The 24,681-nt window shown below is 73.2% G+C and carries 25 protein-coding genes and 6 tRNA genes; 17 read left to right on the top strand and 14 right to left on the bottom strand.

All coding sequences use genetic code 11. The annotated features are described in order from the left end of the window. Positions 1–88: 88 nt before the first annotated feature. Entirely contained in the window at positions 89–808 is a 720-nt protein-coding gene (locus IH48_RS0122145) for a FadR/GntR family transcriptional regulator (protein WP_030907352.1), read from the top strand. Continuing rightward, positions 805–1,446 (top strand): uracil-DNA glycosylase family protein, encoded by a 642-nt coding sequence (locus IH48_RS0122140; RefSeq protein WP_051840351.1) that lies wholly within the window; start codon positions 805–807, stop codon positions 1,444–1,446. The genes IH48_RS0122145 and IH48_RS0122140 overlap by 4 nt, the downstream gene beginning before the upstream one ends. A 12-nt stretch (positions 1,447–1,458) precedes the next feature. Here the strand turns inward: IH48_RS0122140 and IH48_RS0122135 are convergent, their stop codons facing one another. Then, positions 1,459–1,704, bottom strand: a complete 246-nt coding sequence (locus tag IH48_RS0122135; protein WP_030907346.1) for a WhiB family transcriptional regulator — start codon at positions 1,702–1,704, stop codon at positions 1,459–1,461. A 170-nt stretch (positions 1,705–1,874) separates the two neighbouring features. Then, positions 1,875–3,116, bottom strand: a complete 1,242-nt coding sequence (locus IH48_RS0122130) for a serine/threonine-protein kinase (RefSeq protein ID WP_030907343.1) — start codon at positions 3,114–3,116, stop codon at positions 1,875–1,877. A gap of 600 nt (positions 3,117–3,716) precedes the next feature. On the opposite strand from IH48_RS0122130, the gene IH48_RS0122125 reads away from it, so the two are divergent. The 3 genes from IH48_RS0122125 (at position 3,717) to IH48_RS0122115 (ending at position 5,837) form a co-directional block, all read left to right on the top strand. Then, a complete protein-coding gene (locus tag IH48_RS0122125) occupies positions 3,717–3,920 on the top strand; it encodes a hypothetical protein (protein ID WP_030907340.1) in 204 nt (67 codons plus the stop codon). Positions 3,921–4,482: 562 nt separating this feature from the next. After that, positions 4,483–5,448 carry a phosphotransferase gene (locus IH48_RS0122120; protein ID WP_030907337.1) on the top strand — a complete coding sequence of 322 codons (966 nt, stop codon included), beginning with the start codon at positions 4,483–4,485 and terminating at the stop codon, positions 5,446–5,448. 92 nt (positions 5,449–5,540) lie between these two features. After that, positions 5,541–5,837 carry a zf-TFIIB domain-containing protein gene (locus IH48_RS0122115; RefSeq protein ID WP_030907334.1) on the top strand — a complete coding sequence of 99 codons (297 nt, stop codon included), beginning with the start codon at positions 5,541–5,543 and terminating at the stop codon, positions 5,835–5,837. A 74-nt stretch (positions 5,838–5,911) separates the two neighbouring features. Here IH48_RS0122115 and IH48_RS0122110 read toward each other — a convergent pair. The 5 genes from IH48_RS0122110 to IH48_RS0122090 form a co-directional block, all read right to left on the bottom strand. Next, positions 5,912–5,983: transfer RNA gene (locus IH48_RS0122110), tRNA-Val, on the bottom strand. A 64-nt stretch (positions 5,984–6,047) separates the two neighbouring features. Beyond that, positions 6,048–6,821, bottom strand: a complete 774-nt coding sequence (locus tag IH48_RS0122105; RefSeq protein ID WP_051840349.1) for a phytanoyl-CoA dioxygenase family protein — start codon at positions 6,819–6,821, stop codon at positions 6,048–6,050. Positions 6,822–6,980: 159 nt separating this feature from the next. After that, a tRNA-Val gene (locus IH48_RS0122100) sits at positions 6,981–7,052 on the bottom strand. A 1-nt stretch (position 7,053) separates the two neighbouring features. Further along, a tRNA-Cys gene (locus tag IH48_RS0122095) sits at positions 7,054–7,127 on the bottom strand. 39 nt (positions 7,128–7,166) lie between these two features. After that, a tRNA-Gly gene (locus IH48_RS0122090) sits at positions 7,167–7,239 on the bottom strand. 415 nt (positions 7,240–7,654) lie between these two features. On the opposite strand from IH48_RS0122090, the gene IH48_RS0122085 reads away from it, so the two are divergent. Both IH48_RS0122085 and IH48_RS0122080 read left to right on the top strand, forming a co-directional pair. Next, on the top strand, positions 7,655–8,476 hold the full coding sequence (locus tag IH48_RS0122085; protein WP_030907327.1) for an aminotransferase class IV: 822 nt from the start codon (positions 7,655–7,657) through the stop codon (positions 8,474–8,476). A gap of 46 nt (positions 8,477–8,522) precedes the next feature. Then, positions 8,523–9,362, top strand: a complete 840-nt coding sequence (locus IH48_RS0122080; protein ID WP_030907323.1) for a GNAT family N-acetyltransferase — start codon at positions 8,523–8,525, stop codon at positions 9,360–9,362. 27 nt (positions 9,363–9,389) lie between these two features. Here IH48_RS0122080 and IH48_RS0122075 read toward each other — a convergent pair whose 3' ends face one another. Beyond that, complete coding sequence (locus IH48_RS0122075; RefSeq protein WP_030907320.1) at positions 9,390–9,896, bottom strand: DsbA family protein; 507 nt, start codon at positions 9,894–9,896, stop codon at positions 9,390–9,392. Between the two features lie 231 nt (positions 9,897–10,127). Between IH48_RS0122075 and IH48_RS0122070 the strand changes: the two genes are divergently transcribed. Continuing rightward, a complete protein-coding gene (locus IH48_RS0122070; protein WP_030907317.1) occupies positions 10,128–10,586 on the top strand; it encodes a hypothetical protein in 459 nt (152 codons plus the stop codon). A gap of 131 nt (positions 10,587–10,717) precedes the next feature. Then, complete coding sequence (locus tag IH48_RS36650; protein ID WP_199809987.1) at positions 10,718–10,888, top strand: hypothetical protein; 171 nt, start codon at positions 10,718–10,720, stop codon at positions 10,886–10,888. Between the two features lie 8 nt (positions 10,889–10,896). On the opposite strand, the gene IH48_RS0122060 is transcribed toward IH48_RS36650, so the two are convergent. After that, entirely contained in the window at positions 10,897–11,472 is a 576-nt protein-coding gene (locus IH48_RS0122060; RefSeq protein WP_030907313.1) for a CGNR zinc finger domain-containing protein, read from the bottom strand. Between the two features lie 174 nt (positions 11,473–11,646). Further along, complete coding sequence (locus tag IH48_RS0122055; RefSeq protein ID WP_003959770.1) at positions 11,647–12,060, bottom strand: SsgA family sporulation/cell division regulator; 414 nt, start codon at positions 12,058–12,060, stop codon at positions 11,647–11,649. 191 nt (positions 12,061–12,251) lie between these two features. Between IH48_RS0122055 and IH48_RS0122050 the strand changes: the two genes are divergently transcribed. The 3 genes from IH48_RS0122050 (at position 12,252) to IH48_RS0122040 (ending at position 12,964) form a co-directional block, all read left to right on the top strand. After that, positions 12,252–12,644 (top strand): TIGR02611 family protein, encoded by a 393-nt coding sequence (locus IH48_RS0122050; RefSeq protein ID WP_030907310.1) that lies wholly within the window; start codon positions 12,252–12,254, stop codon positions 12,642–12,644. Positions 12,645–12,699: 55 nt separating this feature from the next. After that, positions 12,700–12,771 (top strand) — tRNA-Val (locus IH48_RS0122045). 121 nt (positions 12,772–12,892) lie between these two features. After that, a tRNA-Val gene (locus IH48_RS0122040) sits at positions 12,893–12,964 on the top strand. Positions 12,965–13,039: 75 nt separating this feature from the next. Here IH48_RS0122040 and IH48_RS0122035 read toward each other — a convergent pair. Then, complete coding sequence (locus IH48_RS0122035) at positions 13,040–13,780, bottom strand: hypothetical protein (RefSeq protein WP_030907307.1); 741 nt, start codon at positions 13,778–13,780, stop codon at positions 13,040–13,042. Between the two features lie 189 nt (positions 13,781–13,969). Between IH48_RS0122035 and thrS the strand changes: the two genes are divergently transcribed. Next, on the top strand, positions 13,970–15,952 hold the full coding sequence (thrS, locus tag IH48_RS0122030; protein ID WP_030907304.1) for a threonine--tRNA ligase: 1,983 nt from the start codon (positions 13,970–13,972) through the stop codon (positions 15,950–15,952). Between the two features lie 57 nt (positions 15,953–16,009). Here thrS and IH48_RS0122025 read toward each other — a convergent pair whose 3' ends face one another. Next, positions 16,010–16,735, bottom strand: a complete 726-nt coding sequence (locus IH48_RS0122025) for a potassium channel family protein (RefSeq protein ID WP_037842922.1) — start codon at positions 16,733–16,735, stop codon at positions 16,010–16,012. A gap of 66 nt (positions 16,736–16,801) precedes the next feature. Here IH48_RS0122025 and IH48_RS0122020 point away from each other — a divergent pair, with 66 nt between their 5' ends. Beyond that, on the top strand, positions 16,802–17,365 hold the full coding sequence (locus IH48_RS0122020) for an HIT family protein (protein WP_030907286.1): 564 nt from the start codon (positions 16,802–16,804) through the stop codon (positions 17,363–17,365). A 22-nt stretch (positions 17,366–17,387) separates the two neighbouring features. Here IH48_RS0122020 and IH48_RS0122015 read toward each other — a convergent pair whose 3' ends face one another. Then, positions 17,388–19,013 carry a hypothetical protein gene (locus IH48_RS0122015; RefSeq protein ID WP_051840400.1) on the bottom strand — a complete coding sequence of 542 codons (1,626 nt, stop codon included), beginning with the start codon at positions 19,011–19,013 and terminating at the stop codon, positions 17,388–17,390. Positions 19,014–19,192: 179 nt separating this feature from the next. Beyond that, positions 19,193–21,448 carry an elongation factor G-like protein EF-G2 gene (locus IH48_RS0122010; protein WP_030907280.1) on the bottom strand — a complete coding sequence of 752 codons (2,256 nt, stop codon included), beginning with the start codon at positions 21,446–21,448 and terminating at the stop codon, positions 19,193–19,195. Positions 21,449–21,718: 270 nt separating this feature from the next. Here IH48_RS0122010 and pgsA point away from each other — a divergent pair, with 270 nt between their 5' ends. Genes pgsA through IH48_RS0121995 form a run of 3 tightly spaced genes read left to right on the top strand, consistent with a single transcriptional unit; the run spans position 21,719 to position 24,509 of the window. Then, positions 21,719–22,396: a phosphatidylinositol phosphate synthase gene (gene pgsA / locus IH48_RS0122005; protein ID WP_030907277.1), complete on the top strand. Its 678-nt coding sequence runs from the start codon at positions 21,719–21,721 to the stop codon at positions 22,394–22,396. After that, entirely contained in the window at positions 22,393–23,346 is a 954-nt protein-coding gene (locus IH48_RS0122000; RefSeq protein ID WP_030907274.1) for a phosphatidylinositol mannoside acyltransferase, read from the top strand. The genes pgsA and IH48_RS0122000 overlap by 4 nt, the downstream gene beginning before the upstream one ends. Next, entirely contained in the window at positions 23,343–24,509 is a 1,167-nt protein-coding gene (locus IH48_RS0121995) for a glycosyltransferase family 4 protein (RefSeq protein ID WP_030907271.1), read from the top strand. The genes IH48_RS0122000 and IH48_RS0121995 overlap by 4 nt, the downstream gene beginning before the upstream one ends. Positions 24,510–24,681 lie beyond the last annotated feature (172 nt).

Below are 24,681 nucleotides of genomic sequence, written 5' to 3'. Positions count from 1 at the left end.
TGCTCGTGGGGGCGACCTCGACTCGTACAGTGCGTCGATACGTTGGCGAGCCGCGGGAACGCGGCCTGACGGGGGAGTGGATGAGGCGATGACCCGCAGCACGCGCCGGACGCCCGGCGTCCGTACCAGCCGCACCAGCGAGGTGCAGCAGCGCGTCAAGGCGCTGATCCTCGAACGGGGACTCGCGGCCGGCGATCCGATGCCCACCGAGGTCGACCTGATGGAGGAGCTCGACGTCAGCCGCAACTCGCTGCGCGAGGCGCTCAAGGCGCTGCAGGCGGTGGGCATCGTCGAGATCCGGCACGGGTTCGGCACGTACGTCGGCCACCGCTCGCTCGGTGCCCTCGTCGACGAGCTGACCTTCCACGGCCGGATGTCGCTCGGGCAGCGGCCTGGCGACCTCGCCCACCTGGTCCAGATCCGGGAGGTGCTCGAACGCGGCCTGGTGGAGCAGGTGCTGCGGGCGGCCTCAGAATCCGATCTGGCGCGGCTCGGCGACGTCATGGCACGGATGGAGGCGGAGGCGGCGGACGGCGAGGTGTCGCCCGAGGTCGACCGCCTCTTCCACGAGGTGCTGTACGAACCGCTGCACAACCCGCTGGTCAGCCAGTTGCTCGGTGCGTTCTGGGACGTCCACCACGAGCTTCAGCGGGAGCTCGGCCCGGTCGGCGACCCGGCCGGCAGCGTCGCCGAGCGGCACCGCGTCATCTACGAGGCGGTACGGGCGGGGGACGCCGCGGCCGCGGTCCGCGCCATGACCGTCCACTTCGACGGGATCCGCGGCAGGCTGACGGGGCTGCCGGACTGATCCGGCACGCGGTTTCGCGTGCCGAGCCGCACGACGCGCGTGCCTTCCTGCCCCGGCGCGGTGGCACCCCCGCACACCGCAGGGCCGCCGCGGAGTGCAGGGGGTGCGCGCTCCACGAGCATGCGACGCAGACGGTGTTCGGTGCCGGGAAGGCGTCGGCCCGCCTGATGCTGGTGGGCGAGGAGCCCGGGGACCGCGAGGACACGGAGGGCGAGATGGAGAACACCTACGTCACCAACGCCGTCGAGCACTTCGAGTTCGAGCAGGCAGCACCCGGCAAGCGGCGCATCCACAAGCCGCCGAGCCCGCGGGAGATGACGGCGTGCCGGCCGTGGCTCGGGGCGGAGCTGCGCATCGTCGCGCCGGAGCTGGTCGTCGCCCTCGGCGCCACGGCGGCGAAGTCGCTCCTCGGCCACGACTTCCGCGTCAGCCACCACCGCGGTGTGCCACTCACCGCGCCCGAAGGGACGGATGCCACCGTGGTGGCCACCCTGCACCCGTCGGCCGTGCTGCGTGCCGACAACCGCGAGCAGGCGTACGAGGGCCTGGTCGCGGACCTCAAGGTCGCGGGGGAGGCCTTGGGCGCGGGTCGAAGCGGGGGCCGCGCCGACGGTGTCCGTGGGCCTGTGGCCCTGTGAGCAGCCTCCCCGTCAGCGGCGGGACGCGCGGTGCCGCTCGCGGAGCAGGCGCCGACGCTCCTCCTCGTCCATCCCGCCCCACACCCCGTACGGCTGGGCCGTGTCGAGGGCCCACGCCGCACAGCGGAGCGTGACGGGGCACGTGGCGCACACCGCCTTCGCCCGGGCGATCTGACGGGAGTCCGGACCCTTCCCGGTGAGCGGGAAGAAGGTGTCCGCTTCGACGTGCCGGCAGGCGGCCTGTTCGCGCCAGTCCATGATCGATCTCCGGGGCCGGTCGGTGTACGGGCGCACGGAAAGATGTGCGCACGGCGGTCGTCGTCGCTCGCCGTGCGACTCCGGGTTGCCCGCATGGCCGCGCCTGAAACACGCGATCTCGCCCGGGCGGACGCCAAGGCGTCCCGGCGTCCCGGCGTCCTGGCGGAGAGTCAGAACTGCTGCGCGAGCCAGATGCCGAGCGCGACCAGCAGGGTCACGATCACGAAGACGATCAGCCGCTGGCGCAGCAGCCGCGGGTTGGCGGGCCTGCGGCCCGCAGGCGTACCGCCGCGGGTGTTCGGCCGGCTGCCGCCGCGCGACGGCCGCGGCCGTGAGCCGCCGGTGCGGGGAGCGGGCGCGGGCGCCGGGCGCTTCTGCGCGGTGCGCCCGCCGCCCGTCGCACGCTGCTGCGGCGGGTGTTCGACCCGGCCGTTCCGCTCGGACGCGGGGGCGGCGGCACGCTTCACGGGACGGTCGGCGTACAACTCGGTGGCGCGGTCCGCCGTCCGGCCGCGCTCCGGCATCCGCCCCGTCGGCACGTCCTGCGGTGCGCGTTCGCGCTGCGCGGGGGGCCGCGCCTCCGTCAGCCCCTGCGCCTCACGCGTGGCGATCTCCTTGAGCCGCATGGACAGTTGGAGCGTGCTCGGCCGGTCGCCCGGGTCCTTCGCAAGGCACGCGCGCAGCAGCGGCGCCAGCGTGTCGGGTACGCCGCGCAACTGCGGCTGCTCGTGCACCACCCGGTAGAGCATGACCTCCGAACTCCCGTGCCCGAAGGGCGAGTCGGCAGTGGCCGCGTAGGCAAGCGTCGCGCCGAGCGAGAACACGTCCGTCGCGGGCGTCACGGCGGCGCCGCGCACCTGCTCGGGCGCGAGGAACCCCGGCGAGCCCACGGCCGTGCCGACGTGCGTCAGTGTGCTCGCGCCCGTCGCCCAGGCGATGCCGAAGTCGATGATGCGTGGCCCCTTGGGCGACAGCAGGATGTTCGACGGCTTCAGGTCGCGGTGGACGACGCCCGCCTCGTGCACGGCGACCAGCCCCTCCGACAGGGCGGCGCCCACGGCCGCGACGTCGGAGGCCGGCAGGGGGCCCTCCTCGGCGACCTTGTCGTGCAGCGAGGGCCCCGGCACGTACTGCGTGGCGAACCACGGCCGCTCCGCTTCCAGGTCCGCCGCCACGAGCCGGGCGGTGCATCCGCCGCGGATGCGCCGGGCCGCCGACACCTCGCGCGCGAAACGCGACCTGAACTCCTGGTCCTCCGCCAGGTCGGGTCTGATGACCTTCAGCGCGACCCGCTGGCCGCGCCGGTCGGACCCCAGGTAGACGACGCCCATCCCGCCCGCGCCGAGCCTGCGGTGCAGCCGGAAGGAGCCGACGGCTCGCGGGTCCTCGCGCCGGAGCCGCATCATCGCCATGTCCATCCCCGCTGCCCGGTCGACCGTCTGACGTCGCACAGCTTACGTATTCGCGCCCCGGCGCGCGCACAGGCCGCGCCTGGACGCCCGGATCGATTGTCAGTGCGGCGTGGGAGGCTTGAGAAGCGGTCAGCGCCGCCCCGGCCCCCGCCCCTTCGGTCACCCATGATCCCAACATGCCTGCACACCGGCGGAACTGCTTCATGGCGGCGGGCCGGAACGCATCGGTGGCGGGCGGGTCCGTGACAGCACACGCGCGGCGGCGAGCCCCGTGCCGGGGGGCCGGCAGCGCGGTACGCCCAGGGGCGGCCGAGGTGAGCGAAGTCACGCGCATCTGCCGCCCGACGCGCACGGCCGGCACCAGGTCGGGCAGGTGATGCGCGGGAGCGGCGCGGACCCCGAGTCCTCACCGGGGCCGTACTCCACCCAGGGGAGTACGGCCCCGCGCGGCGGGTCATCCCCTGGGTGGCCACGCAAGCCGTACGCGGGCATGACGACCGGATGCGTCCGCCTCCCTAGGCTTGAGGTCAAGCGGCGGGTGCAGCACTCGTCCCCCGAGGTCAGACACCCGCCGCTGCTGGACACGACGGGAGAGGACCCATGGCGGACACCGCGGTACGCAGCACGTTCCGGGCGCAGCGCAAGGCGTTCGCGGCGCTCGGCGTGCGCCCCTCCGGCACGCGCCACCCGCTGGTGGCGGTGGCCATGGTCCTTCCCCTCGCGGCCCTGCTCGTCGTCTTCTTCGGAGGCTGGAGCGCAGTGGTCGAACAGGCGTCGTCCGTGGGCGTGATGCTGGGGCGCTGACAGCGCCTCGGGCCCGGGAGAGCGGTCCGGGCCGGGGACATCCGGCCAACAGCCCCGTGGGGACGGGGGTGCGGCGGACGGCAGCGAGCGGCCGGTCAGCTGGGGAGCTGACCGGCCGTCGCGTTGCCAGGACCCGCGGCGGGGCGGCGCCCCACGCCTCTGCGGCGCCTCCGTGCGGCGCGCTCGTGTCCCCACAGGTGGCCATCGTCCCCGTGCCGGGCACCGCGCCGTGCCCCAACACCCCGTCGCGCGGCACGCGGCGGTCTCCGTCCCCGGCGACGGCGCGCGGCTCCCTCTGCCCCGGCCCGGGCTCCGGTGGCCACGGCCACCGAGCCGGCCCGAGCGGCCAGGGCACGCGCCGACTGTGCGGGCACGGTCGGCGGACGGGGCGCGTGTCGGCGCCTACGCCGAACGCGGGACCGCCGTACGGCCCGGCGGCCCTGCCGCACGCGCCCGCGCGCCGGGCCCCGCCGCCGGCGCGCGGCGACACGTCGGGAGGACGCCGCGCCCGCCGGCCGAGGGCCGACCCGCGGGCCGCGTAGCATCCGGCCGGGAGGATTTGATGACCGCAGACGCCCTCGTGCCCGCGCTCACGCGGCTGGCACGCGCCGCAGCCCACAGCACCGGCGCCTGCCGTGCCTGCGGTGTGGAGAGCGTCCTTGCCGACCGCCCCGACGCCGCCGTCGTGCGCCACGGCGCCGCCGTGGCGAAGGCGCACGCCGACGGCACCGATCCCGCGGCGCACCGTGCCAGGCTCGCGCTCGCCGCGCACCCACTACTCGCGGGGATCCTCCTCCCGCCCTTGCTGCCCAGCGCGGGAGACGTGCACGGCCGCCTCGTGACCGCATGGCCCTACGGCGCGCCCGTCGACCCGCACGACCCCGGCGCCGCGCCCTGGGAGCACGTGGCGGACCTGCTCGCCCGGCTGCACTCCGTGCCGGCGGGCGACCTCGCCGACGATCGCGGCGGCGAGCCCGGCGCGCTGCCGCGCATGCGCGCCCCGGTCAAGGTCGCCCTCGCCGTCGAGCGGATGCGGGCCGCGGCCCACGCCGCGCCCGCACCCGCCGCACGTGCGGCGGCCACCGCCGTCGAGCAGGCCCTCCGTGCGCTGCCGCTCGCCGCGGCGGCCGCGCCCGGCCCCCACGACGCCCTGTGCCACGGCGACCTCCACCTCGGCCAACTCGTGCGCGGGCCCGGCGGGTCGGGCTGGCTCCTCATCGACATCGACGACCTCGGTACCGGCGACCCCGCGTGGGACCTCGCACGCCCGGCCGCGTGGTTCGCGGCGGGTCTGCTGCCGCCGGAGGTCTGGGCGCGGTTCCTCGGCGCGTACCGGGCCGCGGGCGGCCCCGCCGTGCCCGCGGACGGGGACCCCTGGGACCGCCTCGACGTACCCGCGCGCGCCCTCACCGTCCAGACCGCCGCACTCGCCGTCGCGAAGACCGCCGAGGAGGGCAGGGAGGCCGACGAGGCCGAGGAGTTGATGATCCAGGCCTGCACCCGGATCGCGGCACTCGCCGCCGGCTGACCTCCCGGGCACAGGTCAGGGCAACCGTAGGGGCAGCCGCCGCGTCGTCGTAGGGTGGAGCGACCGTCCACACGTCGAGGAGCTGAGACCGGATGAAGTGCCCCAAGTGCCATGCGGAGATGCATACATACAACCGCAACGGCGTCCAGATCGAGCAGTGCAGCGGCTGCCGGGGGATCTTCCTCGACTTCGGTGAGCTGGAGAGCCTGACGCGCATCGAGTCGCAGTGGTCCCAGCCGGCCCCGCCTCCGCCGGCGGCCCCCTACCCGCCGGCCCCCGGCCCCGCCTGGGGCGCCCCGTACGGCGGCGGAGGCCACTACGGGGGCGGCCACTACGGCGGCCACGGCCACCACCACAAGAGCTTCGCGCACATGCTCTTCTCGACCTGATCCGCTGCTCCGGGCGGGCCGGCCCGGAGCAACGAAGAAGCCCCGGCGGACGAATCCGCCGGGGCTTCTTGCTGTGCGCGATACTGGGATTGAACCAGTGACCTCTTCCGTGTCAGGGAAGCGCTCTCCCGCTGAGCTAATCGCGCGTCCGCCCGTCCGGGCTGGTGAGGAGATATTGACACGTCCGGGGGCCTCACAGCAAATCCATGATCACCCGTGGCCGTCCGCAGCCGGGCTCCCCTCGGTCGGGGATGGAGCGGACGCGTGTCTGAGCGGCGCGTAGTCGAGCCAGGGGTCCTGGAGGAACATGGCGCGGTGGGAGTCGTGGTCCCGGGCGCTGATCCGGAAGTAGAGCGCCCGGCGCGTCCGCTCCGACTCGTAGTTGCCGCCGATGTTGTGGCCGAGCAGGTAGTGCGCCAGCAGCAGGTCCCCGGCCCGTCCCTTGATCTGCTCGGGCTCGGGCAGGTCGATGGGCGGATAGGCGCAATGGAGGTGCGGACCGTGGTCGCGGAAGTAGGCGGCGTGGGTCAGGTGGGTGCCGGGCCAGACCCAGAGGTTGCCGGAGTTCTCCGAGAGCTGGTCGGTCATGAGGATTCCGGCCAGGAGGGTGAACGTGCCGCTGATCGGCTCGTCGGTCGGCTCAGGGCTCGCGGCGTCGATGTGCGGGATGCCGGGCCGGTGGGGGAACGGCGGGATGTTCAGCGCGATCTGCGCCTGCCAGGGGTACTTGAGCGTCCCCGTCCCGGCCAGTTGCTCGGCGAGGCCGAACGCGGGGGTACGGGTCAGGGGAGCTCGCAGCGCCGGCTCGTCCTTGGTCGGGAGGAAGTAGAAGTGGTTGCCGCGCTTGTCCGCGCCGGGCGGGTCGGCGGCGACGACCTCATCGATCCGTCCGGCCGCCTCGGCCAGCACGTCTCCCCGGACCACCTGCGGAACGAGGATGAAGCCCCGCTCCGCGAACTCGTCGACCTGCTCGTCACTCAGCACACGGCCAACAGTAGGAACACGGGCCCGACCGCCGCCAATGATTATCGGATCGCGCCGCGGGGCGCCCGACGGCCGCCCGATCAGGAGAAGCCGGTACGGCCGCGGGCCCTGCAGACGCCAGAGGCTGTCTCCCGTCCGGGAGACAGCCTCTGATCCGCGTGGACGATACTGGGATTGAACCAGTGACCTCTTCCGTGTCAGGGAAGCGCTCTCCCGCTGAGCTAATCGTCCTTGGAGGTGGAGACGGGATTTGAACCCGTGTAGACGGCTTTGCAGGCCGTTGCCTCGCCTCTCGGCCACTCCACCCGGAGTGCGCGGAGGTCGAGCAGGACGACCCCCACATCGAGCGGACGACGAGATTCGAACTCGCGACCCTCACCTTGGCAAGGTGATGCTCTACCAACTGAGCCACGTCCGCCTGTCGTTTCCGGTCCGTTTTGCGTGCCGGGCGACGAAGTGAACTCTAGCGGATCCGTGGGCCAGCACAAAAACGCGTTTACGCAGCGTGCTGAGGCGGGACGCTGCGCACGTCACGGGGGAGGGGCGGGACCGCCGCGACGCAGGACTCCCGCCCGGCCTGCCGTGGACTCCCCGGCGTGCGGCCCCACGACCCCGGGGCCCTGGATTCCGCCGGCCTCTGGGCGGCCGCCGCCGACGCCACCACCGCGCCGGGACCGGCCGGTCGGCTCGGGCCCGAACCCACCGCCTGGACGTCGTCGCTGGACGGGGCCGCCGGACGCCGCCTTCCCGCCGGGCCCGGTACGGAATTGAAGGCCGCGGGGCCGCTCGCGATAGCGTCGAGTGGGTACGCGGCGACAGGGAGGATCGGTTAGATGCAGATCTGGGTGAACGGCGCTCTGCGCCCCGCCGGCGAGGCGCAGGTGTCGGTCTTCGACCACGGGCTCACCGTGGGCGACGGCGTGTTCGAGACCGCCAAGGCGGTGTCCGGGCGCGCGTTCGCACTGACCCGGCACCTCGACCGGCTCGCGCGCTCCGCACGCGGCCTGGGCCTTCCCGAGCCCGACCTCGACGAGGTGCGCGCCGCGTGCGACGCCGTCCTCGATGCCAATCCGATGGAGCTCGGCAGGCTCCGCATCACCTTCACGGGCGGTCTCTCGCCGCTCGGCTCCGACCGCGGCGACGAATCGGCCACGCTGGTCGTCGCGCTGGGCGAGGCGCAGCGGCCGGCCGAGAGCGCGGCGGTGATCACCGTCCCGTGGGTGCGCAACGAACGCGGCGCGCTGTCCGGCCTCAAGACCACCTCGTACGGCGAGAACGTCGTGGCCCTGGCCAAGGCGCACGAGCAGGACGCGTCGGAGGCGCTGTTCGCGAACACGGCGGGACGGCTGTGCGAGGGCACGGGGACCAACGTCTTCGTCGTGGTCGACGGCGAACTCCACACCCCGCCGCTCGCGTCGGGCTGCCTGGCCGGCATCACCAGGGCCCTCACCGTCGAGTGGACGGGCGCCCGCGAGACGGACCTGCCGATGGAGGTGCTGCGGACGGCGGACGAGGTCTTCCTGACGTCGAGCCTGCGCGACGTGCAGGCCGTGCACCGGGTGGACGACCGCGACCTCACCAGCGCCCCGGGGCCGGTCACGGCCAAGGCGCTGCGGATGTTCCAGGAGCGTGCGGCGGACGACATCGACCCGTGAGCACCCGGGATCACGCGCCGGGCGCTTGTGGGTAGAAGATCCGTTGATGACCACGACCCTGCGGCCGACCGGGCCGCTCGACGAGACGCCCGACGGCGTCAGGAACCGCGCGTACCAGGTGTGCGTGAACGGGCGTCCCGTAGGCGCGGCGGAGCTCGGCACCGACCCCGCCTTCGGGCCCACGGCCGGCGTCGTGCTGGCGCTGCGCATCGACGAGCCCGACAGGGGCAGGGGGCGCGGCACTGTGGCCGCGCTCGCCGCCGAGGAGGTGCTGCGCGGCTGGGGCTGCCGCCAGGTGCTCGCCTCCGTGCCCGCCGGCCGCCCCGCGGCGCAGCGCATGCTGGGCGCCCTCGGCTACGCGGAGCGCAGCCGCACCATGGTCAAGAGCCTGCCGGCACCCGCCCCTGTGCTGCCCGACGGGATCGGCGAACGCGCCATGACCGAGGACGAGTTCGCGAGCTGGTCGGCCGCGTCGAGCGCCGACTTCGTGCGCAACTGGGTGCGCCGCGGCGTGCCCCCCGAGCAGGCGCGCGCCAAGGCCGAGTCGAGCCTCAGGCAGAACCTGCCCGACGGGCTCGCCACCCCGGGCGTCGCCTTCCGCGTCCTGCTCGCCGGCGGCGAGGCGGTGGGCAGGGTCTGGGTCGCGCGGCAGGAGATCGAGCCCGGGCGACCCGGCGCGTACGTCTACGAGGTGCGGGTCGACGAGGACAGCCGCGGACGCGGGTACGGGCGCGCCCTGATGCTGCTCGCCGAGCGGGTCTCGCTCGACTGGGACGCGACCGGCCTCGGCCTGCACGTCTTCAGCGACAACGCCGTGGCGGTGCGGCTCTACGAATCCCTCGGCTACGAGGTCACCCTCCGCCACTACGGGAAGCCCCTGCTCTGAGAGCCGTCCAGGCGGTGGCGGTCCGCGTCAGCCGGCGAGCAGCCCGTCGGCGATCTCCTCGATGCGCTCGCGCACCCCGGCCTGGCTGCTGGACGCGTCCAGCAGCCGGCCGCCGATCCCGTACGTGGGCGTGCCCGTGACGCCGATGGCCCTGCCCTCGGCGTGGTCGGCGTCCACGGCCAGGATGTGCCGGCCGTCCACCAGCGCCGTGTCGATCTCCTCCGCGTCGAGGCCGAGGCCGGCCGCCGCCTCCACGAGGAGCTCCTCGCCCCGCTCGCCGAGTTCGCCGGTGCGCGCCAGTACGGCGGCCGCGTACGCCCAGCCCCTGCCCTGCGCGGCCGCCTCCTCCGCCGCCTGCGCCGCGGCGAACGCGTGGCGGTGCTTGTCGAGCGGGAAGTGGCGCAGCCGCACGTCGAGGCGGTCCCCGTACCTCTCGCGCAGCAGGTCCAGGTCGGTGAGGGCGCTGAAGCAGTCGGGGCACTGGAGCTCGCACCACACGTCGAGGACGACGGCGGCGGGCGGGGAGTCGTTCATGGGGGCCAGTCTCGCAGGACCGCGGCCCGTGCTCGTACGGCGCCTGCCGGTGATCGAACGGCACCTGGGGAGGACCGCGCCCCGGACTTCTCCCTGAGGTCCGCCGGGAACGTGGCCGATGGCCGTGTGCCGGGTGCAGGATGGAGAGGGAGACACAGGTTCGAACGCGACACGACGTACGACAGCAGGACGTACGACAGGACGACGGCGGCTCACCGCCAGGAGGACCGGATGATTGCCGAGACCATCTGCGCCGCGGTGTCCGCCGCGGGGCTGGGTATCGCCGCGGTCACGGCGTACCGCAAGCGGTTCCTGACCGCCACCAAGATCGCCGCATACTCGCTCGTGCCCATCGGGCTGGCGATGACCGGCGTGGTGAAGTGGGTCGCTCACACGGCGTTCAGCCCGACGGCCTGGGCCGGGTTCGGGGTGCTCGCTATCGCGGCGCTGCTCTTCCTCGTCAGCAGGGCGGTGGACCGGCGCTCCGGCATGTCGCGCAAGGAGCGCAGGGAGGCCGCGAAGGCGGCGGCCGGGCGTGAAGCGGTCGCCCCCGGCGCGTCGGCGCCCTCGCTCGGCGCGGGCGGCGGCAGGCCCGCGGCGCAGGCCAGGGCGGCGGCCCAGCCGAAGGACGCGGGGAAACCGGAGGACTTCAGCGACATCGAGGCGATCCTCAAGAAGCACGGCATCTGAGCCGGAGGAGTCGCGCGGCGGTCAAGGCTGTTCACATACTGGACGGTCACCGACGATTTCAGGTGAACTCCTGGTCCTGAGGGCGTTCTTGGTCATGAGCATCCGCCGGGCTGCGTCATCATCTGTCCGAGATGCTCGATACCTCCGGGGACCAGTCCCCCGCACCGCCGGAACAGTACGTTCCCTCCGAAGAGCAGCGCGGCTGCCTCTTCGCCCTGTCCCAGCCGCCGCTGATGATCTTCCTGGCGGTGATCGGCTCGCTCTTGCTCGCGGCGGCGCTCCACGACCTGTTAGTCCTGTAGCCGTGGGGTCAGGCCCGGCTGCCGGATTCCTTGCGGCGCGCACGGTAGGCGGCGACATGCAGCCTGTTACCGCACGTGCGGCCGTCGCAGTAGCGGCGCGAGCGGTTGCGGGACAGGTCGACGAAGGCGCGTGCGCAGTCCGGCGCCTCGCAGCGGCGCAGGCGCTCGTGCTCGCCTGCGACGACGATGAAGGCGAGTGCCATGCCGCAGTCCGCGGTGAGGTGGTCGGCCACCGACGCGCCGGGCGCGAAGTAGTGCACGTGCCAGTCATAGCCGTCGTGGTCGGTGAGGCGCGGTGTCGTGCCCGCCTCCGCCACCAGCCGGTTGATCAGCGCGGCCGCCGATGCGGCGTCGGGCGCCGCGAAGACCTCGGCGAAGCGGTCGCGCACCGCCTGCACGGCGCTGAGGTCGCGGGCGTCGAGGCTCCCGACGCCGCTGACGCGGTGGAGCCGCGCGAAGGCGTACAGGGCGTCTACGTCGTCCAGTCCGTCCGCCGGCGCGCTGCCGGGACCGCCGTCAGGGGCGGTGTTCACCAGGTCGACCACCGTGTCCAGGGCGATCCGGGTGTCATGGGGGATCTGCACCATCCGACTCTAGTGCTCCTCCCCGTGTGCGCCGCGGCCGCGCACATCACGCCGAGGAACGCGGCGGCGCCGCGGCCGCGGTGTGTTCCGCGGCGGCGGCGCCCGACCGGCTCATGCCTGCCCGCGCGGTGCCGTCTCCCCGAGTCGGACGGCACCGGGCAGCTCGCTCCTGGCTCAGCTCTCGGCCAGGATGTGTGAGAGCTCCGTATCGAGGTCGAAGTGGCGGTGCTCGGTGCCGGGCGGCACCGCGGCATCCGTGCGCTTCAGGAAGGACTCGAGCGCCCGCGCCGGCGCTTCGAGCAGGGCTTCGCCCTCCGGGGAGCTCAGAGCGATGCAGACGACGCCCTGACCGTGGCTGCGGGACGGCCAGACACGGACGTCGCCGGTGCCGGTGGGCCTGTGCAGCCCCTCGGCGAGGAGGTCTCGGGCGAAGACCCACTCGACCGTCTCCTCGGCTCCGGTGTGGAAGGTGGCGTGTACGGCGTAGGGATCGGCCGTGTCGTACCGCAGGCCCGCCGGTACAGGCAGAGAGGACTCGCTCGACACAACGAGGCGCAAGTGCAGCTCGCAGCTGACCGTGGTGTTCATAAGCGCCAGGGCCTTTCGCTCAGTGTGCGCTCGGGGATTCGCACGTCGGCGAAATCGACATGCCACCTACGGTGCCGTTGTAAACCCCTCTGACCTTTTTGTGGCACTTGGGGCCACTCGTACAGCGGTGTTGTGATTCGCCCCATTCGGCCAAACCGGTGAATGGCGGCCGGTCCGGTACGTTTACCCGCATGAACGCGGAGAGTGACGACGCGGGGCTCGGCTCCCGCGCACCCGGCTTCGTCAAGGCGTCCCGGCCCCTGCACACGGCGTGGCGGGTGGGCGTCTTCGTGGTCGGCCTCGCCGTCGTCGCGGGCGGGATCGTCCTGCTGCCCCTGCCGGGCCCCGGGTGGCTGGTCATCTTCGGCGGCATGGCGGTGTGGGGCACCGAGTTCGTCTGGGCCCAGCGGGTGCTGCGCTGGACGAAGCGCAAGGTCACGGAGGGTGCGCGGAAGGCCATGGACCCGCGGGTCAGGCGCAGGAACATCGCCGTCACCGCCGCGGGCGCCGTGGTGGTCGCGGGGCTGATCGCCTTGTACGTGTGGAACTTCGGCTTCGTCATGCCGTGGAAGATCGGCCGGTGACGGTGAAACCCGTGCGGGGGCGCTCCTGACATGGGGTAACGTGTGCTCTGCGCACGGGCGATTAGCTCAGTGGGAGAGCGCTTCGTTCACACCGAAGAGGTCACTGGTTCGAACCCAGTATCGCCCACGTCCGCGCGAGCCCCCGGGAGGTCGTCCCGGGGGCTTCGTCATGCGCGCGGCACCCCGCGAGCCCCCAGGGCGCGGTTTGTTGGAATCCGGCGGGGCCCTGTATGGTTCGACGCGTTGCCGGGCGATTAGCTCAGTGGGAGAGCGCTTCGTTCACACCGAAGAGGTCACTGGTTCGAACCCAGTATCGCCCACCGGCAGAGGGCCGGTCCTCCACGAGGGCCGGCCCTCCGTGCGTCCGGGGCCGCGTGAAGCGTCCCGGCGCGACGTCACACGACCGTCGCCGGACGGTCGGGCGGCAGCGGCCAGCCGGCGGCGGCGCCCGCGCGGGCGCGCCCTGGCGCCCGGCGCCCGAACGGCCGCCTGACCTGCGCCGCGTGCCAGGCGCCCTGCAACCGGTGCAGCTCGGCGGCGGTCAGCCGGCCGAGCCGGGTCGCGAAGCGCCGCCCCAGCGCCCGTGTGACCTCAAGCGCGGCCACCGCGCGCAGCGCGGGCTCGTCCGCGTCCGCGTAACCCACGCCGTACCGCTCGCACAGCTCCGCCACCCCGCGGCGGGCATCGTGGCGGCCTGGCCGTCGCCTGGCCGGGTGCCGGGCCAAGTGCCCGTCCAGCACGCACGGATCGAGTACGCACAGCCGCGCGGGCTCCACGTAGCGCGCGAGCCGGGAGGCCCGGTGGCGCAGCAGTTCGCGGTCGAGCACGGCAAGGCCGTACGAGGCGTGCGGCACCACCAGCGGGACACCGAGCCCGCACGCGCGGGCGAGCGCCCTCGCTATCTCCTCCACCACGGGTGCGGGCCACCGGCCGTTGCGGTGCAGGAAGTCCTCGCTCGGACAGGACCGCGCCGGCACCGGGACGCCCGGGTCCACCAGCCATCGCGTGACACGCGGCTGCGTGCCGGGCGCCTCCTGCGTCACCACCGCCGCGGAGACGATCCTGTCGCCCTCGGCGTCCCTCCCCGTGGTCGCGGCCCCGAACGCGGCCAGCGGCCCCTCGTACCACAACGTCATCCACGAACTCCTCGCGCGCGCATGTCAGATGGCTGCGGACCGCAGCACGGACCGGTTGTTACCCGGACAGGGCGTGCGGTACGCGGTCTTTACGGTCGCCATATCGTTTCGCGAACCGCAGGCGGGGCTCGGTACGATTCACGGGCGCAGCGACCGCTGCGGCAGCCCGTGCGGTGTAGGGAGAGACCGGTGTCAGACGTCCGTGTGATCATCCAACGCGATTCCGAGCGGGAAGAGCGCGTGGTGACGACGGGCACTACGGCCGCCGACCTCTTCACCGGCGAGCGCACCGTCGTGGCGGCCCGCGTGGACGGGCAGCTCAAGGACCTCGCGTACGAGGTCGCCGAGGGCGACAGCGTCGAGCCCGTGGAGATCTCGTCGCCCGACGGCCTGAACATCCTGCGCCACTCGACGGCCCACATCATGGCCCAGGCCGTGCAGGACATCTTCCCCGACGCCAAGCTCGGCATCGGGCCGCCCATCAAGGACGGCTTCTACTACGACTTCGACGTCGAGCGCCCCTTCACGCCCGAGGACCTCAAGGCCGTCGAGAAGCGGATGCAGGAGATCCAGAAGCGGGGCCAGCGCTTCTCCCGCCGCGTCACCACGGACGAGGACGCGCGCGCCGAGCTCGCGGACGAGCCGTACAAGATCGAGCTGATCGGCCTCAAGGGCAAGGCCGCCGACGCGGCCGAGGGCGCGGGTGCCGAGGTCGGCGCCGGCGAGCTGACGATCTACGACAACCTCGACGCGAAGACCGGCGAGCTGTGCTGGAAGGACCTGTGCCGCGGCCCGCACCTGCCCACCACGCGCGCGGTCCCGGCCTTCAAGCTGATGCGCTCGGCCGCCGCGTACTGGCGGGGCAGCGAGAAGAACCCGCAGCTCCAGCGCATCTACGGCACCGCGTGGCCCTCGAAGGACGAGCTGAAGGCGCACCTGGAGTTCCTGGCAGAGGCCGAGCGCCGCGACCACCGCAGGCTCGGCAGCGAGCTCGACCTGTTCTCCTTCCCCGACGAGCTGGGTTCGGGCCTCGCCGTGTTCCACCCGCGTGGCGGCGTGATCCGCAAGGAGATGGAGCAGTACTCCCGGGCGCGGCACGAGGTGGAGGGGTACGAGTTCGTCAACACCCCGCACATCTCCCACGAGCGGCTGTTCGAGACCTCGGGGCACCTGCCGCACTACGACGAGGGCATGTTCCCGCCCATCGAGTTCGACGGGCAGAACTACCGCCTCAAGGCGATGAACTGCCCCATGCACAACCTGATCTTCAAGTCGCGAGGCCGCTCGTACCGCGAACTGCCGCTGCGGCTGTTCGAGTTCGGCACGGTCTACCGCTACGAGAAGTCCGGCGTCGTGCACGGCCTCACCCGCTCACGCGGCTTCACCCAGGACGACTCGCACATCTACTGCACCAAGGAGCAGATGGCGGACGAGCTGGACTCGCTGCTCACCTTCGTCCTCGGCCTGCTGCGCGACTACGGCCTCACCGAGTTCGAGCTGGAGTTGTCGACCCGCGACCCCGAGTCGGACAAGTTCCTGGGCACGGACGAGGAGTGGACCGAGGCCACCGCGGCGCTCCAGCAGGCCGCCGACAAGCAGGGCCTGCCGCTGGTGCCCGACCCGGGCGGCGCCGCCTTCTACGGGCCGAAGATCTCCGTCCAGGCGAAGGACGCCATCGGCAGGTCGTGGCAGATGTCCACGATCCAGGTCGACTTCCAGCAGCCGGCCAGGTTCGGCCTCGAGTACACCGCGGCCGACGGGACCAAGCAGCAGCCCGTCATGATCCACCGTGCGCTGTTCGGGTCGATCGAGCGGTTCTTCGCGGTGCTGCTCGAGCACTACGCGGGCGCCTTCCCCGCCTGGCTCGCGCCGGTGCAGGCCGTGGGCATCCCCGTCGGCGACACGCACGTGCCCTACCTGGAGGAGTTCGCCAGGGAGGCGCGCGGGCGCGGGCTGCGCGTCGAGGTGGACTCGTCCTCCGACCGCATGCAGAAGAAGATCCGCAACCAGCAGAGGGCCAAGGTCCCGTTCATGGTCATCGTCGGTGACGACGACATGCACGCGGGCACCGTCTCCTTCCGCTACCGCGACGGCTCGCAGGAGAACGGCATCCCGCGCGGCGAGGCGCTCGACAAGATCGAGCGGGTGGTCGCGGACCGCGTCCAGATCTGACGCACGCACTGGCGCACACACGCCACGCGGCGGCCCTCGTCAGGCACGTGCCGTAGGTCAGGCACCTGCCTCCGGGGGCCGCCGCGCGTCCGGCGGCGGCCCGGGTGGCGTGTCCGTGCCCGGCGCGTCGCGGCCCTCGCGCCGGAACACCTCGATCAGCCAGGACGAGAACGAGCCCGTCACCGCGCCGAGCAGCGCCACACCGCACACCATCAGACCCACCGCCACCGTCCGCCCCAGCGGTGTCACCGGCGTCACGTCCCCGTACCCGACGGTCGTGATCGCCGAGACCGCCCACCACACCGAGTCCCCGAAGGTCCGGATCGTCGCGCCGGGCGCCAGGCGCTCCTGGTGGTACACGGTGAGCGCCGCGGTGAACGTCAGCAGCACGGCGGCAAGCCCCGCGTACGTCATCACCCGCGCGTACAGCGAGAGCCCGCCCCCGCCCCCGCCCCCGCGGTGCCTGCGGACCGCCGAGTGGAGCTTCACCAGGCGCAGCGGCCGCAGCAGCGGCAGCAGCAGGACGAGCGAGTCCAGCCAGTGCGTGCGGACGAAGCGCCACCGCTCGCCGCTCAGCGCGATCCGTACCGCGTAGTCGGCGCCGAACACCGCCCACGCGGCCGCCACCACCGCGAGCGCCGCGTCGCGCCAGGCCTCGGGCGCCGCCCAGGCGAGCACGCGCACTGCGTACCCGGCGAGGTAGACGAGAGAGACCGCGAGCAGCGGCAGCTCCGTGCGCCGCTCCCAGCGCGCCAGCCGCCCGGATGCCGGTTCGTCGTGCATCGGACCAGCATCCAGGCGGCCGCCGGGGGCGGACACCGGCGACACGCCACGCGGGTGTGACGTCTTATGCTGCACAGCATGACGACTGAGCCGGAGCAGCAGATCGGAGTGGGCAGCCCGGACGCGTTCCAGCGCCTGTGGACGCCTCACCGCATGGCCTACATCCAGGGTGAGAACAAGCCCAGCGGATCAGGTGCGGAGGACGGCTGCCCCTTCTGCTCGATCCCGTCCAAGTCGGACGAGGACGGCCTGGTCATCGCGCGCGGTGAGCGCGTGTACGCGGTGCTGAACCTGTACCCGTACAACGGCGGTCACCTGATGGTCGTGCCGTTCAGGCACGTCGCGGACTACACCGAACTGGACGAGGCCGAGACGGCGGAGCTCGCCGCGTTCACCAAGCACGCCATGGCGGCGCTGCGCAGGGCGTCAGGGGCGCACGGCTTCAACATCGGCATGAACCAGGGCGCGGTCGCGGGGGCCGGCATCGCGGCTCACCTGCACCAGCACGTGGTGCCCCGCTGGGGCGGCGACACCAACTTCATGCCGGTCGTCGGCCACACCAAGGTGCTGCCCCAACTGCTCGGGGACACCCGCGCCATGCTCGCGGCGGCCTGGCCCGCCAGGCCCTGACCGTACGCCCGCCGCAGCGGGCTCACGCGTTGTACGTGTCCGCCTTCGACGGCGTCGGGTCCTGCACCTGCCCGCTGAGGAAGCCGGCCCGGCTGCCGAACGAGCTGACGTCGACGCCGTGCTCCTCCAGGACGCGCAGCGCCGCGTTGTGCGCGACGCGCAGCACGGGCGTGGCCGTGCGCAGCGCGTCGTCCGCCATGAAGCGGTGCAGCCACGGCTGTTCGGCCCACGCGTGCCGCAGGCCGAACGGCTCGGGCAGGACGAGCTTGCCCCCGAGGTGGTCGAGGACCGGCGGGTACCACAGCAGCGGGGCGCGCACCGCGAGCCGCACGATCTCGTCATTGCCGACCAGCGGCAGCGTGCGGGTGCTGGTCTCCCAGAACTTGACCGTTTTCGGCGTGGTGACGGTGTTCGCCGCGGGCTTCGTGGTGAACAGGGGGTGCACGGGGCCGAGCGCGTACCCGGTGACCTCGATGCGCAGCGTCTCGTGCAGCACCGTGACGCTGATCAGCATGGTGATCACCAGCTGCCCGTCCCAGAGCGTGAACTGCACGCCGAGGTAGTGGCGGTCGCCGCTGCCGAACTGCTGGTGGTTGCAGATGCGCTGTATCTCGTGCGGCTTGACCTGGAACGCCTCGATGTCCTGGCCCTCAGGACGTTTGACCTCGCCCGCTCCCTCGCCCACCGGCGAGACGATCCAGTGGTTGACCGAAGGCGCCGGGAAGCCGCCCGTGTTGAGGGGGCCGCGCTCCAGCAGCTTGAGCTGGTCGTGGATGGCCTTGACCACGTCCCAGCTGCGGAACCCGTGGATCTCCTTGCCCGGTTCGGCCGGGTCGAGCTGCTCCGCCAGCTGCCAGCCGCCCCACCGGGTGCCCATGCCGAGTATGCCCTTGGGGCCCGCGTAGAAGACCACGTTGGAGCGCTGCTCGGCCGTGAGCTTCTGCAGGCCCTGGCGCAGCTCCTCGCGCGCCGACTCACCGGGGTGGCCGGGCACCGCGTCGGGCACCTTGGCGCCGATGCCGCCGCCCGCCAGCAGCGCCCCCCACCGCCCCCGCAGGTCCTGCGCGGTGGCCTCGGACACGCGCTTGGCCACGTACCAGCCGATGACGGGCATCACGATGACACCGCGTATGTACCAGCCGAGCACCCCGTTGAACGGCAGGAACAGCAGGCAGATCACCCCGAGCACGCCGACCGCGATCAAGAGCAGCGTCCCGATGGCGCCCGCGCTCCTGCGGGCGCCCGAGGACAGCCCGCGGCGCAGCGCGAAGACGCCGAGCCACACGAGCAGCCCCGGCAGGAACAGCACGCCGAACACCAGGGTGACGACGGTGAGCTTCTGGTCGCGCTCCTTCCTGATGCGGTTGGCCGCCAGGCAGTGCTCCACGACGGTCTGCGGCTCGATGCCGAACGACTGGATCAGCGCGGCGCGGCCCGCGCCGAGCGTGCGGGTCTGCACGGCACGCGCGAACGCCTCACCGAGGTTCGGCGTGAAGATGTTGCGCCTGCCGCCCTTCGCGCGCGAACCGCCCTTGATGGTGGACTTGTGCCACTCGTTGTCCGCCTTGAGGATCTCCGTGAGATCGCTGTCGCGGTACGCGGCCGAGGCCAGCGCCTGGGTGGCGGCGGTCTGCCCCGCCGCGCCCATCAGGGGCACCTGCGCCCCCGGGCTGAAGTCGAACCCGTCGCTCACCTGTGACCCCCACGCGTCGCCCGAGGTACCGCTGTGCCGCCTCTTCCCCGCCGGCGACGAACCCACACATGCTGAACTGGGCAAAGGCACCCCAGCGTAACCGGGGTGCCCCGCCCGCGGCAGTCATATGCCGACTACGCCTCGATCAGGGACCGTTCACGCAGCTTTTCGGCCACGCCCGACGGCATGGCCTCGTGGCGCAGATAGGTGCGGCTGAAGCGGCCCGCGCCGTGCGAGAGCGACCTGAGGTCGACGGCGTACCGGCCGATCTCCAACTCGGGCACCTCCGCACGCACCAGCGTCCGCCCCGCTCCCGCCGGCTCCGTGCCGACGACGCGCCCACGCCGCCCCGAGAGGTCGCTCATCACGGGGCCCACGTACGCGTCGGGCACCAGCACGCCGACCTCCGCGACCGGTTCGAGCAACCGGATGGGCGCGGCGCCCGCCGCCTCGCGCAGCGCGAGCGCGCCGGCCGTCTGGAAGGCGGCGTCCGAGGAGTCCACGGAGTGCGCCTTGCCGTCGTACAGGGTGACCCGCACGTCGACCAGCGGGTGCCCGCTCGCCACCCCGCGCGCGGCCTGCGCCCGTACGCCCTTCTCGACGGACGGGATGAACTGGCGCGGCACCGCACCGCCCACCACCTTGTCGACGAACTCGATCCCCGAGCCCGCCGGCAGCGGCTCGACCTCGATCTCGCAGACCGCGAACTGGCCGTGCCCGCCGGACTGCTTGACGTGCCTGCCGCGCCCCGTCGCGCCCGCCCCGAACGTCTCGCGCAGCGGCACCCGGTGCGCCACGGCGTCGACCTGGACGCCGTAACGGGTGCGCAGCCGGTCGAGCGCGACGTCCAGGTGCGCCTCGCCCAGGCACCACAGCACCAGCTGGTGGGTGTCCTGGTTGTGTTCGAGGCGCATGGTGGGGTCCTCCGCGACCAGCCTGGCGAGCCCTTGCGAGAGCTTGTCCTCGTCGGCCTTGCCGTGCGCCTCGACGGCCAGCGGCAGCAGCGGCTCGGGCATCGGCCACGGCTCCACGAGCAGCGGCCTCTCCGGGGCGCACAGGGTGTCGCCCGTCTCGGCGTGCGCCAGTTTCGCGACGCACGCGAGATCGCCGGCCCGGCACTCCGACAGCACCCGCTGCTGCTTGCCGAACGGCGACGACAACGAGCCGACGCGCTCGTCCGCCTCGTGCGGCTCGCCGCCCGCCCGGGCGCCGGGATCGTGCCCGTCGCTCCGGTGGGGGCCGCCGCACACGCGCACGGTGTCGTCGGGCCGCAGCGTCCCCGAGAAGACCCGTACGAGCGAGATGCGGCCGACGTAGGGGTCGGACGCCGTCTTCACGACCTCCGCGACGAGCGGACCGTCCGGGTCGCAGCCGACGCCCTCGCGCGCGCTGTCGCGCGTGCTGCCGTCCGTCCTGCCGACGGTCCCGCTGATCTCGGGCGACGGGCGTTCCAGCGGGGAGGGGAAGCCGCCGGTGACCAGTTCGAGCAGTTCCACCGTGCCGAGGCCCTGGGAGCCGCCCTCCGCGGCCGGTGCGGCCGCCAGGACCGGGTGGAAGACACCGCGTGCCACGGCCTTCTCCAGGTCGGAGGTGAGGGTGGCGACGTCGATCTCCTCGCCCGCGAGGTAGCGGTCCATCAGGGTCTCGTCCTCGCTCTCGGCGATGATCCCCTCGATGAGGCGGTTGCGCGCCTCCTCCACGGCCGGGAGCTCGTCCTCAGCGGGCGGCGCCGCGGTGCGCTCTCCCGACGCGTAGTCGAAGACCCGCCGCGACAGCAGACCGGTCAGGCCGGTGGCGTGCGCGTGCCCGTCCGGGCCCTCGGGGCCGAGCACCGGCAGGTAGAGCGGGACCACGGCGTCCGGGTCCTCGCCGCCGAACAGGCGCCCGCACACTTCCGTCATCGTGCCGTAGTCCGTGCGCGCGGTGTCCAGGTGCGTGACGACGATGGCGCGCGGCATGCCGACCGCGGCGCACTCGTCCCAGACGGCGCGCGTCGTGCTCGCCACGGCCTCGGCCTCCTGCGCCGCCGAGACGACGAAGAGGGCCGCGTCCGCCGCACGCAGACCGGCCCTCAGCTCACCGACGAAGTCGGCGTATCCCGGAGTGTCCAGGAAATTGATCTTGTAGCCGCCCCATTCGACGGGAACCAGCGAGAGCTGTACGGAGCGGTGCTGGCGGTGCTCGATCTCGTCGTAGTCGGAGACCGTCCCGCCGTCCTCGACCCTGCCGGGCCGCATCAGCGCCCCCGCGGTCTGCGCCAGCGCCTCGACAAGCGTCGTCTTGCCCGATCCGCTGTGGCCGACCAGGACCACGTTCCGCACGGCGGCGGGCCGGCCGGCCGCAGCCGCCCCTCCGGCGGCTCCGATGTGTGTGTTCGCCTTGTCGCCCATGGTGTCCTGCCTCCCGGATGTGAGCGCGCGGTGAGGAGATGTGAAGGGCGCGGACAAGGGGGAGCCGCACGGGCAGCTCCGGCGGTGCCCACGGTGCCCTTCGAGGGTCGCACCCGTGCCAGGTCACGTCCATACGTCGGCGCCGGGGGCGCGCCCAGGGCGCACCCGGGGCCCGCCCGGGGACCGGGACGTGCCGGCCGGCCGTCCTGGCTACGATGGGCCAGCCGACGGCCAACGGGGCCGCCAGGCGCCACGAACCTCGGGAAAGCCATGCTGAACAAGTACGCGCGTGCGTTCTTCACGCGTGTCCTCACACCGTTCGCCGCGCTCCTGCTCCGCCGGGGGGTGAGCCCGGACACGGTCACCCTCATCGGCACCGCCGGGGTGGTGGCGGGGGCGCTGGTCTTCTATCCGCGGGGCGAGTTCTTCTGGGGCACGATCTGCATCACCGTCTTCGTCTTCTCCGACCTCGTCGACGGCAACATGGCGCGGCAGGCGGGCGTCTCCAGCAGGTGGGGCGCCTTCCTCGACTCGACGCTCGACCGGGTCGCCGACGGCGCGATCTTCGGCGGGTTCGCGCTCTGGTACGCGGGCACCGGCAACAACGACATGATGTGCGCCGTCGCCATCTTCTGCCTGGCGAGCGGCCAGGTCGTGTCCTACACGAAGGCCCGCGGTGAGTCGATCGGCCTGCCCGTCGCCGTCAACGGCCTGGTGGAGCGCGCCGAGCGCCTGGTGATCACGCTCGTGCTCGGCGGCCTCGCGGGCTTCCACCGCACCTTCGGCGTGCCGGCCATCCAGATCCTGCTGCCGATCGCCCTGTGGATCGTCGCCGCCGGCTCCCTGGTGACGCTGTGGCAGCGCATGATCACCGTGCGGCGCGAGTCGGCCGAGGCGGACGCGGCGCGCGCCGAGGCCGAGGCCGGCGCCCCGGGGGCCGCCTCGTGAGCGGCGCGGCTGACCGGGCCACCGACGCCCTGTACGGGCTCGGCTGGTCCACGGTCAAGAAACTGCCGGAACCGGTCGCCAAGGCCCTCGGCAGGAACATCGCCGACATCGCGTGGAAGCGGCGCGGCAAGGGCGTGCTGCGCCTGGAGGCCAACCTGGCGCGCGTGGTGCCCGACGCAGGACCCGAGCGGCTCGCCGAGCTGTCCAGGGCCGGGATGCGCTCCTACCTCAGGTACTGGATGGAGTCGTTCAGGCTGCCCACGTGGTCGAAGGAGCGCGTGGTGGACGGCTTCACGCCGGACGGCCTGCGCCACCTCGACGAGGCGTTCGCCGCCGACCGCGGGGTGATCATGGCGCTGCCGCACCTGGCCAACTGGGACCTCGCGGGCGCGTGGGTCGCGCAGGCGCTCGGGCGCAACTTCACCACCGTCGCCGAACGCCTGAAGCCCGAGACGCTGTACGACAGGTTCGTCGCGTACCGGGAGAGCCTCGGCATGGAGGTGCTGCCGCACGCGGGCGGCGCCGCGTTCGGCACGCTCGCCAGGCGGCTGCGCGGCGGCGGCATGGTCTGCCTGGTCGCCGACCGCGACCTGTCGTCGTCGGGGGTCGGCGTCGACTTCTTCGGCGAGCGGGCCACGATGCCCGCGGGCCCCGCACTGCTCGCCCAGCACACCGGCGCGGCCCTGCTGCCCGTGACGCTCTGGTACGACGACTCGCCCGTCATGCGCGGGCGTGTGCACGCGCCCATCGAGGCGCCCGAGTCAGGCACGCGCGAGGAGAAGACGTCTGTCATGACACAGGCGCTGGCCGATGCCTTCGCCGGCGGGATCGCCGAACACCCGGAGGACTGGCACATGCTGCAGCGGTTGTGGCTCGCGGACCTGGACCCGGGGCGCGTCGCCGCGCCCGGCGCGGACGCGGGTCCTGTGGCATCGGGACCCGCGGAATGAGGATCGGCATCGTCTGCCCGTACTCCTGGGACGTGCCGGGCGGCGTGCAGTTCCACATCAGGGACCTCTCCGAGCACCTGATCGCCCTCGGACACGAGGTGTCCGTCCTCGCGCCCGCGGACGACGACACCCCGCTGCCCCCGTACGTCGTCTCGGCGGGGCGCGCCGTGCCCGTGCCGTACAACGGTTCGGTGGCGCGGCTGAACTTCGGGTTCATCTCGGCGGCACGCGTGCGGCGCTGGCTGCACGACGGCGGCTTCGACGTCGTCCACATCCACGAGCCGTCGTCACCCTCGCTCGGGCTGCTCACCTGCTGGGCGGCGCAGGGCCCCATCGTGGCGACGTTCCACACGTCCAACCCGCGCTCGCGCGCGATGATCGCGGCCTACGCGATCCTCCAGGCGGCGCTGGAGAAGATCAGCGCGCGGATCGCGGTGAGCGAGTACGCCCGCAGGACCCTCGTGGAACACCTGGGCGGCGACGCGGTGGTCATCCCCAACGGCGTCGACGTCGACTTCTTCGCCAAGGCCGAGCCCGACCCGGACTGGCAGGGCACGGACGAGGCATCCACGATCGGGTTCATCGGCCGCATCGACGAACCGAGGAAGGGCCTGCCCGTCCTCATGCGGGCGCTGCCGAGGATCCTCGCCGAGCGGCCCGGGACGCGGCTGCTCGTCGCCGGGCGCGGCGACGAGAAGGAGGCCGTCGCCTCCCTGCCGCCCGCGATGCGCTCGCAGGTGGAGTTCCTCGGCATGGTCAGCGACGAGGACAAGGCGCGGCTGCTGCGCAGCGTCGACCTGTACGTGGCGCCCAACACGGGCGGCGAGAGCTTCGGGATCATCCTCGTCGAGGCCATGTCCGCGGGGGCGCCCGTCCTGGCCAGCGACCTGGAGGCGTTCACGCAGGTGCTCGACCAGGGCGAGGCGGGGATGCTGTACGCGAACGAGGACGCGGACGCGCTGGCCGCCGCGGCGCTCGCGCTGCTGACCGACGCCCCGCGGCGGGCGCGGCTGCGGGAGCGCGCGTCGGCGCACGTGCGGCGCTTCGACTGGTCGACGGTCGGCGCGGACATCCTCGCGGTCTACGAGACGGTCGCGGACGGCGCGGCGCAGGTCGCCGCGGAACCGGCGGCGCACCCGCCCCGCACGAGGCGCGGCGCGTAGCGCCCCGCGGCGGTGGCAGCCGCCGCCCCGGCGCGCCGTGCCCTGACCGGCCCGGCGGGCTGCCGCGGGCCGTGCATATTGCTTCCGGCAGGCCGCGGACGGGCGTCTGGCGGGTCGCGGCACCTTCGGTGCAACGCGCCCCGCCGGCGCGGAGCGCACGCGCTCGGCGCTT

It is taken from the genome of Streptomyces sp. NRRL F-5126 (assembly GCF_000721265.1).
GTDB lineage: Bacteria > Actinomycetota > Actinomycetes > Streptomycetales > Streptomycetaceae > Streptomyces.
The sequence above is the reverse complement of the archived record's forward strand: the minus strand, read 5'-3'. Positions and strand labels throughout refer to the sequence as shown.